Below are 12,430 nucleotides of genomic sequence, written 5' to 3'. Positions count from 1 at the left end.
ATGAAACCGGTTTCATTAAAGAGTAAAAAAAGACCCGTCTTCCCTTCTAAGTGCAAACTGGTACCCATACGGAATACCGTGTCTTCTTCGCCCCTATGCAGTGAAACAGGTTTCTAATATATAAATGTAATCGCTTTCTTGAATTATATTATTGCCTTATTCAAGCTGTCAACTGTGAATTGGGCTCCAACATTTTTCGTTAAAACCACGCAAAAAAGGCGCGAGTTCTGCCTGTTTTGCAAGCAAAATTCGCGCCTTTTCTCATGCTTCGAGCTTGTTCCCAAGCTCGTACGTATTATTAGTCCGTGACTTTTGAACAACCTCTATTTAGAATACTTTCGTGGTCCACGACTCACAATTCCACGTCTCTGTAACTACATCACGGTAGAATTCCGGTTCGTGGGAGATTAGAAGAATACTGCCTTTGTAAGCCTTGAGCGCACGTTTTAACTCTTCCTTGGCATCAACGTCCAGATGGTTCGTCGGCTCATCGAGTACAAGCAGGTTGGTTTCGTTATTGATCAGCTTACAGAGACGCACTTTGGCTTTCTCCCCACCACTTAGTACAGCTACCTTGCTCTCAATGTGTTTTGTAGTCAAACCACATTTTGCAAGTGCAGCACGCACTTCGAATTGGGTATAGGAAGGGAACTCCTGCCAGATCTCTTCAATACATGTATTGTAGTTGGCATCCTTCATCTCTTGCTGGAAGTAACCAATCTCCAGATGTTCACCACGTTGAACGGTTCCTTCCAGAGCTTGAATTTCACCCAGAATACTACGCATCAGAGTTGTTTTACCAATTCCGTTCGCACCAACAAGGGCGATCTTCTGTCCACGCTCCATACGCAGATCCAGTGGTCTGGACAACGGTTCGTTGTAACCAATTACAAGACCTTTGGCTTCGAAAATGAGCTTGCCGGATGTTCTTGCATCACGGAAGTTGAACTGCGGTTTCGGTTTCTCCTTGGCGATCTCGATGACATCCATCTTGTCGAGTTTCTTCTGTCTGGACATCGCCATATTACGTGTAGCTACACTTGCTTTGTTACGCGCTACAAAATCCTTGAGGTCAGCAATCTCTTGTTGTTGGCGCTTGTAAGCCGACTCCAACTGCTGTTTTCTCATCTCATGCACTTCCTGGAAATGATCATAATCGCCCACATAACGAGTTAGATTCTGGTTCTCCATGTGATAGATCAAGTTGATTACACTGTTCAGGAACGGAATATCGTGAGAGATCAGAATAAAAGCATTCTCATATTCCTGCAAATAACGTTTCAGCCATTCGATATGCAATTCATCAAGATAGTTCGTAGGCTCATCTAGGAGCAAAATATCGGGTTTTTCCAACAGCAGCTTGGCAAGCAGTACTTTGGTACGCTGTCCACCACTCAGATCATTGACGTCTTTATCCAGACCAATATCTGTCAGACCCAGACCACGTGCGGTTTCATCCACTTTGGCGTCAATCATGTAGAAATCCTGGTTTGTCAGCGTATCCTGAATCGTACCCACATCTTCAAGAAGTTGTTCAAGCTCCTCAGGAGTCACATCGCCCATTTTGCCATACATATCATTCATTTCCTGTTCCATGTCGAACAAATACTGGAACGCGCCGCGAAGCACGTCACGGATCGATTGGCCTTTGTTCAATACAGCATGCTGGTCCAGATAACCAACACGCATCCGTTTGGACCACTCCACCTTGCCTTCATCCGGCTGAAGTTTTCCTGTAATAATGTTCATGAAGGTGGATTTACCTTCACCATTAGCCCCGATCAGACCAATATGTTCGCCCTTCAATAGGCGGAATGAAACGTCGTTAAAGATAGCACGGTCACCAAAACCGTGACTTAATTTTTCTACATTTAATATGCTCATTCATGACACCTTTTCTATATAGACTTAATTCTTTGTATATTATAAGCGTTATCTCCTGCACAACTCAACGCCCTATTAAAAAATATTACACCTTTTTGTCTGAAATTTGCCTTATATGAAAGTATGGGTTAAAATTTTGCCTTAACGAATTATTACTATATAGAACGGAGCTCTTCGAAGAGCATCAGGTGAAAAATATGATTGAAGTGAAACAATCCAAGTTGGGTGATGGTGGTGAGTTTAACCGCGGGGTATTTGCTACCGTTGATATTGCCAAAGGAACGCTTATCCATCAGGCACCCGTTGTGCCTTACCCAAATGAAGATCATGAGCATGTCGAAAAAACGATTTTGGAAGATTACGTGTTCGAATACGGGGCGAATCATACCGCCATTCTGCTCGGTTACGGCAGTCTGATCAACCACTCCTATGAACCTAACGCTACTTATGATATCAATTTTGATAACCACACCTTTGACTTCTACGCGTATACAGACATCAAGGCTGGCGAAGAAATCGTCATCAATTACAACGGTGAGGAAGACAGTATGGACCCGTTATGGTTCCTGGACGATTACGAGGAGCGTATGCTGGAGTTCAATAAGTCCAATGATGATGAGGGTGAAAAAGAGACTGAACCCCAGTCCCTGGATACGGACACGAGTAAATAAACGTTAAACTCAAGAAGTTTTGCAAGCACTCTATTGTATGTGCGAAAGAACTCGCTGAACCCGGTGAATGATGAAATGAGTAACTGAAGACTCTTCATAGTCCAAAGTTTAAACACAAAAAATAAGCAAGTCCTCCGTTAATGGAAGACTCGCTTATTTGTGTTGTCTTGCTTTCTAAGCCAGATTCACCTGTTCATGTTTCATTGTTTAGCGTGCATCTTAACTTGTTTTAATCCGTAATCGGTGGATCTGTGTGCAAGTCTTGATCGGGTGTCGTGGATCTCCACTTGGTAAAGGCTACTTCGAACCCTGCACGCTTCGGTGAACACAAAAATGGACCTGCGTGTTTGTTCGTCGGATAGGCAAACCGTGCAACCCGAATCGTACGCCAAGGATGCTCATCTGTGCGAGCACGAATGACAACAGCCTCATTACTGTAGGAAGCTCTAATCGTCACAATTCGTCCACCCCACTCAGGTACAGGAGATAGGGACCAATCCGAATATGTATCCGTCACGACAGCTCCAACATGAGCAACACCGTCATTAACCTCAACTCCGGCCTTGATCCATTGATCCTCTCCGTGCCATAACATCAACCCCGCCTGATCATATAATTCGGTGAATGAGCTTAGATCAAACGATACCTCAATCGCTTCCGTTCCGTCCCATGGAGCAAGCATGGCGTGTCCATCCCGATGACAGAACCCGTAGAATGTGTTCTCCCAGAAGTCACTGCCTTCCCGAGCTTCCACAACGAAACGATCCCCATCCATCCGTGCAGCAACGGGTTCCTTCGTCCACTTGCCTTCATGAAGCCCAATAAAATCCGATGACATTGTTGTTTTCATCCTTCCTTCCGTCCCTAAAGGGAGTTCATCATCACTTCTAAATTAAAGAACCCAGGTCCGATGCAGCAGTAGGATATGCAAAATTCATGGTGTTTAACTGATCGATAGTCAAATCGAACTGAATCGCCATTGCAAAAAGGTTAATCAATTCTTCTGTTTTGCTCCCGAGCACATGCGCACCCAGAATACGTCCGCTTGATTTGTCGATCACCACTTTGGCCATGGCAAATTTTTCATGAGTTCGCTTGTAAGTATACCATTTCGACATATCATTTACCTGCACCTCGTAGCCCTCTTTCTTGGCTTGCTCCGTGCTCATACCTACAGCTCCAAGGGCAGGGACAGTAAACACAATGGAAGGCATCACTTTATAATTAGGTTTATGTTGATTTCCCTCCAACAAATTGAACGATACAGCCCGGGATTCCTGACCTGCTAACGGGGTCAAAGGCAACCCTTTCGTATCGGTTACATCGCCAGCAGCATACACTCTCGGATTACTTTCACTTTGCAAATACTCGTTCACCGCAATACCCTTTTTGCTGTAGCTGACGTTGCCTTTCTCCAATTCCAGCCCATCCACATTGGGAACACGCCCGGCTCCATGAACGACAAGTCCGCACTGCCACTGGTGATCTGCACCATTGCGTGTGCCATGAACGACATAGGCGTTCCCCTCTTGCCGTATGGACTTCACCTCCGCGTTCAAGTGAACATGAATGCCGATCTCTTTCGATTTTTGCAACAAAGATTCTACCAGCTCCGCATCAAACGATTTCAGAGGCTGTTCACTCCGATGCAGGATATGGACTTCCGTCCCGGCTCTGGCCGCAATATGCGCAAACTCAAATGCAATGTATCCACCGCCTACCAGAACTAATCGATCCGGCAGCCGTTCCAGATCCAGAAAGTCATCACTATATATCAGATGCTCTGATCCCTCAATCTCAAGTGGCGCAGGTCTTGCACCAGTAGCAATCAGAATGTGTTTGCCATGGAGCACTTCTTCTCCCACTTGAATATGGTTTTCATCGACAAATGAAGCTTTACCATGGAACGTATCCATTCCGGCCTGTTTGAATTGATCTTCACTTGCTCTAGGTATGCTTTCGGTAAAGGTGCGTTTAAAGGCCATAAGTTCAGACCAGTTGATGGTCGCCTGTCCCTGAATACCTTTCCCTTGCATCCGTTCATTCCAGTCAATCAGCTCAGCCGCTCCAGCCAGCACTTTCTTGGGATCACAGCCACGCAGTGCACACGTTCCGCCGAACTCACGTTCATCAATTACAGCAACTCTCCAGCCAGCTTCAGCGCAACGGGTGATTACAGAGCTTGCCGCGCTTCCTGTTCCAATTGCAATCAAGTCATACGTTTCTTGTGTCATCATTGTTCCTCCTCATCCTTTTGGTACATCTATTGCAGGGATGCCTGAAGTTACAGCAATCCAGCCTGTTTAAGGTACTCTGCTGCAACCTGTTCAGGATTCGCTCCCTCTACGTTCACGTCATAGTTCATCTGACGCATCTCATCATCCGTAATTTTGCCAGCAAGCTGATTCAACACCTCAACCAGTTGTGGATATTGATCTGCCGTTTCTTGACGAAGCATCGGCGCGCCTTGATACGGTGGGAATAACTCCTGATCATCCTCCAGCACAACGAGTTCATATTGTCTCAACTCACTATCTGTGGAGTAGGCATCTACCAGATTGATATCGCCACGTTGAACAGCACCATAGCGAAGCTTCGGTTCCATTGTTGCAACGTTCGGGAATTCAATCCCATACTTCTTCTGAATGCCAAGGTAACCGTCTTCCCGATCCGAGAATTCCAGCGTGAATCCTGCCTTCATTTGCTGTTCTACCGGTTTGAGATCCGAAATGGTCTTGAGATTGTATTGATCTGCGATGCTCTTTGGAACGGCCAACGTATACGTATTGTTGTAATCCATAGGGTTCAGCAGCACCATGTTGAACTGGCTCAGCATTCCATCTCTTGCCTGTTCGTACACCTCAGTCCGATCGGTGCTGACTGCTGTTTCCTTCATGAATTCGGAGATCGCTGTCCCGGTAAATTCGGGATAGATGTCAATATCACCCGACTTGAGTGCATTGAAAAGGAATGGCGTTTTGCCTAATCCGGGTTTTAGTTCAACGGTCAGGTCTGTGTCTTTTTCAATCAACAATTTGTACATGTTAATCAGAATCTCCGGTTCCGCCCCCAATTTCCCGGAAATGACGAGATCCTTCTGTCCACCACGTGCCACGAAGGGAATGGTAATCACAAGTATCGCGATCAGAGCTAGCGAACCCAAGGTAACCAATGTTTTCTTGAAGGATAACCGCTGGAATTGACGCAATAGTACATCAAACAAAATAGCCAACAAGGCTGCCGGAATGGCTCCAAGGATAATCAGTGCCGTATCATTCCGATCAATGCCCAGCAAGATTAATGCACCCAAACCTCCTGCGCCAATTAAAGCAGCAAGTGTTGCCGTTCCTACAATAAGTACCATAGCAGTCCGAATTCCGGCCATAATAACAGGCATCGCCAGTGGCAGTTCCACTTTGATTAGGCGTTGCCAACTATTCATGCCCATCGCATTCGCCGCTTCCACCATGGAAGGATCAACTTCGGATATGCCTGTGTACGTGTTGCGGAGTACCGGAAGCAGCGCATACACCACCAGTGCAATGATTGCAGGAAGGGTACCAATGCCGAATAACGGGATTAGCAATCCGAGAAGCGCCAAGGAAGGTATCGTCTGCAACACAGCTGTGACCCCGATAATTGGTTCAGCCACTCTGGGTTTGCGAGTAAGGTATATACCCAGCGGAATAGCAATGAGGACAGCAAAGAACAATGCGATAAATGAGATCTGAATATGTTCCAGCAGAGCAGACAACAACTGACCTTTGCGCTCACTGAACACCTCCGTGAATCTACTCATGTCCTTCACCTCGTTCCTGTAACTGACCAGACCAGTATTTCATCAGATCAACTCGACTGATCTCGCCAATAATCTGGCGGTTACGTTCAACCAGCAGATGGTCATGGGAAGCCATGATATCAACTAACTCCGTCAACGTAATGGATGCAGGAACAGCAGTTTTAGCTGATTTTGGCACATGACCCGGTGAGAGTGGTGACATGATGGATTCGAGATCAAATTCAGATTGTGAACTCGTATCGGTGTTAGGACTTCCAACAAATTCACGTACGAAATCATTAGCTGGCTGTCGGATCAGTTCTTCCGGAGTGCCTACCTGCAAAACCTGTCCATCCTTCATAATGCAGATGCGATCCCCCAGCTTCATCGCTTCCTGAATATCATGGGTGACAAATACAATTGTTTTTTTCATCTGACGCTGGATATCCAGAATATCGTCCTGTAATTTCTCCCGACTCATCGGATCGAGTGCACTGAATGGTTCATCCATCAATACAATCTCAGGATCGGCAGCGAGTGCACGCAACACACCTATTCTCTGCTGTTGTCCTCCAGATAACTCGGACGGTTTGCGCTCACTGTACGTATCTCCGTGCAAACCAACCATGTCCAGCAACGTATGTACGCGCTCCTTGATTTGATCTGACTTCCATTTTCGCAGTTCAGGAACAACCGCAATATTTTCGGCAATTGTCATATGCGGGAATAGTGCAATCTGTTGCAGTACATATCCGATATTCCAGCGCAATTCGTGAATGTTGTATTCATCGATTGGGCGTTTATTAATGCGCACTATTCCATCTGTTCGCTCAATCAGGCGATTGATCATTTTGAGCATGGTGGTTTTGCCACATCCACTCGGACCAATCATGACGAACAGTTCTCCCTTGTTAATGTTGAGGTTAACCTGGCGCAAAGCCGTTGTTCCATCAGGATATTGTTTTGATACATTTTCGAACTGAATCATTCGCTCTATTCGCCCCTTTACCTAACATTCATCCTCATCTATTTCCCCAAAAGTGTGTTCGTATAATCACTGCTTTCCGAAGTGTCCCAGGTTAGGGAGAGATCCATATTTGAATCAACGATGTCAACATGCTGGTAGACATGCAAAAAGACGGGCACTAGGCACCGTCTTCTCATAATATGAAAATATTTCTTCCATTATTTCCATACTTCCATATGATTTTGAATAAATTTCTCGAATGAAATTGGGTTATTCCCCGTTATTTTTGTCACCGTATCCGTCGTTTGGTCTTCTCTCCCCTCCTCCCGGATAGGCACATCCAGTCCTGCCAGGGCAGCAGCGTATTCTACTGACATTCCTGCGCGAATCATGCTGTTTTTCAATTCATCATCGGACAAAGATTCATGCTGGATAGACTGACCCAGTACACGGCTCAAGACGTCTGCAACCTGTCCATAGGACAACGAATCCGGCCCTGTAATGATATGCTCCGTATTATGAGAAACTACATCTGTCAGAGCATGGAAGGCCACCACCGCGATATCATCTGCACTAACAAATCCAATTTTCCCTTCACCCGTAGCACTGTAAATTTTCCCGAGTTGTTTCGTCGTCTCCCGATGCGGCCCCTCCGTAAAGTTCTCCATAAAATAGGAAGGCTGTAATACGGCCCACTCAGGAGCATGCGCTTTTAAATACTGATGTACTTTGCCAAATATAGGACCATTCTCATCGATCGAAGCACTGCCAAGTAAAACGAATCGCTTAACTCCGTTCCACAATGCTTCCTTGATGAACGGGATCATGACGTCTTCTGGGGTCATGTCCATGACTGGCACGACAAGGTACACCTGATTCACATTTTTCAGCGCTAGCGCATATGTCTCGGAATCATACCAATCAAAATAGACATAATTATCGGCAGAACCAGAAGGAGATGGTTTAGTTCTCCCTGCCAAACGCACCGGATAATGATGCTTTTGAAGCATGGCCGCAACACGGCTTCCCGTTTTTCCATTAGCCCCTATAATAAGTGTCAACGGTTTATCATTGATCATGCTTGTTACCTCCTAAGTCCGATTCGAGTACGACCATTGGATTCCAATAGTCTTTATAATGTGTAATTTTCCCATCAGAGTGGCTCACTACAGAGATGTAAGTTTGGTTGTATGGCTTGCCTGTAACTAATGAACGCCCTTTACAAGTAAATTCAGCCACAAACTGTTGTTTCGTGGAATCAGCTAAGATCACCGGTTCAGAAAACTGCTGGATTTCAATCATCCCCAGTAGATTATGAAGATGATTTGTAATTGCGGCTTTGCCTTCCAGTTTCTGAGGATATCCTGCTGGTGCATATGGGAATTCGAAGATAGCTTCAGATGTATATAGCTCCAACCACTGTTCCAGTTTTCCATCCAGTAGCAAATTAGTGAATCCATGCATGATCCGATGCGGTATACTATTGCCCGCTTCCATCTGCTGAGATTGTGTCATCCTTATTTCCTCCTTCAGTTTGTTTGGTGTTCTTTTTCCAGACCAATCGGTCTATAATAGTCAAAAAATAAACGCCCTAAGCGTTCATTTTCAAAAAACCATAAAGAATCTTACTCAAACCATGTAAAACGTTAATCCATAGCCCTTAGGGTCATCTGTACAAAATCTCGCAGCGCTTCTGCGCTTGCACCGCTCTTCGCCGTAAAGGTCAATGAGAGTCGGGAATAATTCAGAAAACGGGCAAGCCCGGGCAATTCTTCCTCTGCGTGCCTCAATTCGCCACTCCTCTGGCCCCGTAACAGCGCAGTATGAAAAACATCTTCCATTTGTTGATTAGTGGTTTGAATAAAAGCTGCGATTTCGTGATTTTGTGGTGCCTGTTCAACCGCGCTATTAATGATGAAACATTCATTACGACGTTCGTTGTCTGTCAACACGTTAACCGCTTCGTTGAACAACTCGGTCACGCCTTGCCTCACACTTGTGCATTCGTTTAATAGTCTGATCCCCGCCTCTGTCTTCTGCTGAATATAGAATTTAAGAGCAGAGACAAATAAATCATGTTTAGTTCCGTAGGTATCATACAGGCTTTGCCGCGCAATACCAAGTTCACTTAGCAGTAAGCTCAAAGATGTACCTTCATAACCGTACGCTCCAAATACAGACGTTGCTTTTCTTAGAACGGTCTCCGTGTCAAACTCCTTGGCTCTTCCCAATTTCAGACCTCACCTCCCTATTCATTAAATAAAGAATACCCTTTCCAGACTGATCAGTCAAGAAAATAAATGCTTTGATTATTGACAAAGTGGTATAATGTGAATAGAAGCTGAATGAATTCTTTTACCATTTACCAACCATGACAACATATAAAGGAGTGTACCTATATGTATATTCAAATTACAGATTTGGCTGCAAAACGATTGACGGAAAGCCTGAATGACCAACCTGGATATTTCAAAGTGATCTATGACTTGGAAGGTTGCGGATGTAACGGAGTTATCGCTATTATCATTGTTGATGAACTTGCGGCTCTCGACGCGCAGATTGAAACCAATCTGGTTCCGTTCTATGTTGATCCGAAGCAGCAGCTGAACCTAGAACAACACATGAAGCTAGATACAGAAGAGAATTATCCTTCTTTCAAATTAAGCAGTGATTCTGGTGTGCTCAGCGCCAACGTTCGCGTTCGTGACACCCGTGCCGTAACTGCGGGAAGCTCCGGTGGATCCGACGCCTGCATGTTGTAACACAGTCTCCAGCATACTTGAAGTAATCTAGTATTATCTCTCTTTATATGCCTCTATCAGCGTTGCAAAAAAGACTCTATAAAAGATGAACTAAACATTTACACGAAACGGAGAGGACAGAAAGAACCTGAAGAAGCGAAGGGTTCGCCTAAAAGCTTTCTGCAAGAAAGCTGCATCGGAAGCATACGCTATCACAAGATTTTCACCATTATAAAATTGAATCAAAAAAATCAGGGGATAACAGCGATCGGAAGGTTGTTCTGTCATCGTAGTGTCCAGTGTAATACTCTTTAGTTCAACTTATATAACAAACTTTGTTTACAACTCGGAAACAATTGGAGAACCTATGGATATAATCCTCTAGTATACTCGGTATATAGATTCATATATTCCGAGGAGGAACACACATCATGAAATCTTTTACTCGTAAATCCATCATATCTATAATTCTCGTAGGCTCTGTTGTAGCAGGTTCTACTTTTAGTACGCTCCCTATCACTTCAAGCCTGAATCCCGTCGCGTCTGCGGCAAGCTCCAGCTTCACTCAATTTCTGCATGATAATGCACCTGGTCGTACGATCAAAACGATTAAAAATGTGGCAACTGTGACCAATGTGTCCAGTACGGTTGTACTTGTCAATAAAAAGAGAAATCTGCCTTCAACTTATGCACCACAAGATTTGGTTGTACCTAATATTCCTTTTAGCTTCTCAGGTTCCAGTCCGAAGAAACAAATGCGTAAAGTAGCTGCAACCGCTATTGAAAAATTATTTGCGGCTGCCAAAAAAGACGGCATTGATATCAAAGCGGTGTCTGGCTATCGCTCTTATGCGACCCAGAAATCGATCTTTGACCGTAATGCCAGCATCAAAGGTGAAGCTGTTGCCAATAAAACAAGTGCTCGGCCAGGACAAAGCGAACATCAGACTGGTCTAGCCATGGATATCTCCAGCGCTTCGGCTGGTTATGATCTTCAGCAAAGCTTTGGCAACACCAAAGAAGGCAAATGGCTAAAAGCCAATGCCCACAAGTACGGCTTCATCATCCGTTATGGCAAAGATCAGGAGAAATTAACTGGTTACTCCTATGAGCCATGGCATGTACGTTATGTCGGAGTATATATTGCTGGTGAGATTACCAACCAGAAACTTACGCTCGAGCAGTATTTGGAACGTGCCAAATAAGGCAGGTTGGAACCCAAAGCATAGACAGTTATCTGATTAAATAAAAAGAAGCGTGACCATAGATAACATGGCTGAAGGAGAAAATGGGGCCGCAACTGGCCCTCTTCTGCTTCAATCTTTCATTTACACACTTCATCATGTCCCAACGATTTTTCTAAAGACGAGTGGCAGTCTCTTCAGACCTTCTGTTCCAGCCCAAGAGCCTACTCCAGCAAGTATTGCATTATGGCACAAGTAAAGTGCGACATTGTACACGATAGGGCCTAGAATAATCTCCACTACTACAAAACGTTTTAACGTCGAAGATTGAATCACATATACCCTAAATTCATGAGGGTCATGTCCTCCCATAAACCTTGCGATCAATGCTTTCATGAATCACCTCTAGTGTTTTATTTTAGCGTATGGCAGACAATCCTTGTCTTATTCTAAAATAATACTTACATAAAGTAACTAAGTGTGTTATAGTCAGTTTATAAATCATACATAAGCGAGGGAAACTACCATGAGTGAGTTCGAGAATCTAATCAAAAACCGTAGATCGGCCGTTATTTTTGAAGAAGGAATTGAAATTTCGGATTCGGAACTGCAAGAGATGTTTGCCCTGAACAAATTTGCACCATCTGCCTTTAACCTGCAACACACGCACTATCTTGTGATTAAAGACGAGGAACAGAAAGAGAAAGTCTATGAAGCTTCCCAGCAATATAAGGTAAAAACAGCTTCTGCGGTCATCGTGGTATTGGGCGACGTCAACGCGCATCATCATATCCGCACTATTAACGAAGGCTTGCTGAACCTGGGCGCACTCACTCCGTTTCAATACGAGCAGGAATCCCAAAGTGTCACTGAATTTTACGAATCTCGCGGCAGATTCTTCCAACGTGAGGATGCGATTCGCAATGCCAGCCTGTCTGCCATGCAATTGATGCTGATCGCTCAGGATCGCGGTTGGGATACTTGTCCAATGATTGGCTTTGACTCGGAAGAACTGCAACGGAGTTTGGAAATCCCTAACCATTACGTACCGGTTATGCTGATCACCATCGGCAAAAAGTCGGAAGCCAAACAACGCCCACGCGGTTACCGTAAACCAATTAACGAATATGTTAGCTTCAACAAAATGCACGCTGAATAACATAAAAGTAGTTAAATGACACAGCAAAAAAGCCACGTTCTCGTGG

At 44.7% G+C, this 12,430-nt stretch carries 12 protein-coding genes; 4 read left to right on the top strand and 8 right to left on the bottom strand.

Going from position 1 to position 12,430, the window contains the following annotated elements:
- Positions 1-327 precede the first annotated feature (327 nt).
- Positions 328-1,884, bottom strand: a complete 1,557-nt coding sequence (locus MHB85_RS13355) for an ABC-F family ATP-binding cassette domain-containing protein (protein ID WP_091016757.1) — start codon at positions 1,882-1,884, stop codon at positions 328-330.
- A gap of 197 nt (positions 1,885-2,081) precedes the next feature.
- Here MHB85_RS13355 and MHB85_RS13350 point away from each other — a divergent pair, with 197 nt between their 5' ends.
- Positions 2,082-2,555: an SET domain-containing protein gene (locus MHB85_RS13350; RefSeq protein ID WP_091031152.1), complete on the top strand. Its 474-nt coding sequence runs from the start codon at positions 2,082-2,084 to the stop codon at positions 2,553-2,555.
- A gap of 229 nt (positions 2,556-2,784) precedes the next feature.
- Here the strand turns inward: MHB85_RS13350 and MHB85_RS13345 are convergent, their stop codons facing one another.
- From MHB85_RS13345 to MHB85_RS13315, 7 genes are all read right to left on the bottom strand, one after another.
- Positions 2,785-3,405, bottom strand: a complete 621-nt coding sequence (locus MHB85_RS13345; RefSeq protein ID WP_223199939.1) for a DUF1349 domain-containing protein — start codon at positions 3,403-3,405, stop codon at positions 2,785-2,787.
- A gap of 37 nt (positions 3,406-3,442) precedes the next feature.
- Entirely contained in the window at positions 3,443-4,789 is a 1,347-nt protein-coding gene (locus MHB85_RS13340) for a dihydrolipoyl dehydrogenase family protein (protein WP_192131881.1), read from the bottom strand.
- A 50-nt stretch (positions 4,790-4,839) separates the two neighbouring features.
- Positions 4,840-6,354 carry an osmoprotectant update ABC transporter permease/substrate-binding subunit OpuFB gene (opuFB, locus tag MHB85_RS13335; protein ID WP_091016761.1) on the bottom strand — a complete coding sequence of 505 codons (1,515 nt, stop codon included), beginning with the start codon at positions 6,352-6,354 and terminating at the stop codon, positions 4,840-4,842.
- The gene (locus MHB85_RS13330) at positions 6,347-7,321 is read right to left on the bottom strand and encodes an ABC transporter ATP-binding protein (protein ID WP_105598519.1); all 975 of its coding nucleotides are present in this window, start codon (positions 7,319-7,321) and stop codon (positions 6,347-6,349) included. The genes opuFB and MHB85_RS13330 overlap by 8 nt, the downstream gene beginning before the upstream one ends.
- 197 nt (positions 7,322-7,518) lie before the next feature.
- On the bottom strand, positions 7,519-8,379 hold the full coding sequence (locus MHB85_RS13325) for an ergot alkaloid biosynthesis protein (protein ID WP_192131883.1): 861 nt from the start codon (positions 8,377-8,379) through the stop codon (positions 7,519-7,521).
- Positions 8,369-8,815, bottom strand: coding sequence for a nuclear transport factor 2 family protein (locus tag MHB85_RS13320; RefSeq protein WP_091016764.1), 447 nt, complete (start codon positions 8,813-8,815; stop codon positions 8,369-8,371). The genes MHB85_RS13325 and MHB85_RS13320 overlap by 11 nt, the downstream gene beginning before the upstream one ends.
- A gap of 131 nt (positions 8,816-8,946) precedes the next feature.
- Positions 8,947-9,531 (bottom strand): TetR/AcrR family transcriptional regulator, encoded by a 585-nt coding sequence (locus MHB85_RS13315; protein ID WP_091016765.1) that lies wholly within the window; start codon positions 9,529-9,531, stop codon positions 8,947-8,949.
- A gap of 168 nt (positions 9,532-9,699) precedes the next feature.
- Here MHB85_RS13315 and MHB85_RS13310 point away from each other — a divergent pair, with 168 nt between their 5' ends.
- The 3 genes from MHB85_RS13310 to MHB85_RS13300 all read left to right on the top strand — a co-directional run bounded on the left by MHB85_RS13310 (position 9,700) and on the right by MHB85_RS13300 (position 12,384).
- Positions 9,700-10,062 (top strand): iron-sulfur cluster biosynthesis family protein, encoded by a 363-nt coding sequence (locus tag MHB85_RS13310; protein ID WP_076214772.1) that lies wholly within the window; start codon positions 9,700-9,702, stop codon positions 10,060-10,062.
- 410 nt (positions 10,063-10,472) lie between these two features.
- A complete protein-coding gene (locus tag MHB85_RS13305; protein ID WP_192131885.1) occupies positions 10,473-11,246 on the top strand; it encodes a M15 family metallopeptidase in 774 nt (257 codons plus the stop codon).
- Between the two features lie 505 nt (positions 11,247-11,751).
- Positions 11,752-12,384: a nitroreductase family protein gene (locus MHB85_RS13300; RefSeq protein ID WP_341073069.1), complete on the top strand. Its 633-nt coding sequence runs from the start codon at positions 11,752-11,754 to the stop codon at positions 12,382-12,384.
- Positions 12,385-12,430 lie beyond the last annotated feature (46 nt).

It is taken from the genome of Paenibacillus sp. FSL K6-4396 (genome assembly GCF_038002525.1).
GTDB classification, from domain to species: Bacteria; Bacillota; Bacilli; order Paenibacillales; family Paenibacillaceae; genus Paenibacillus; species Paenibacillus amylolyticus_B.
The sequence above is the reverse complement of the archived record's forward strand: the minus strand, read 5'-3'. Positions and strand labels throughout refer to the sequence as shown.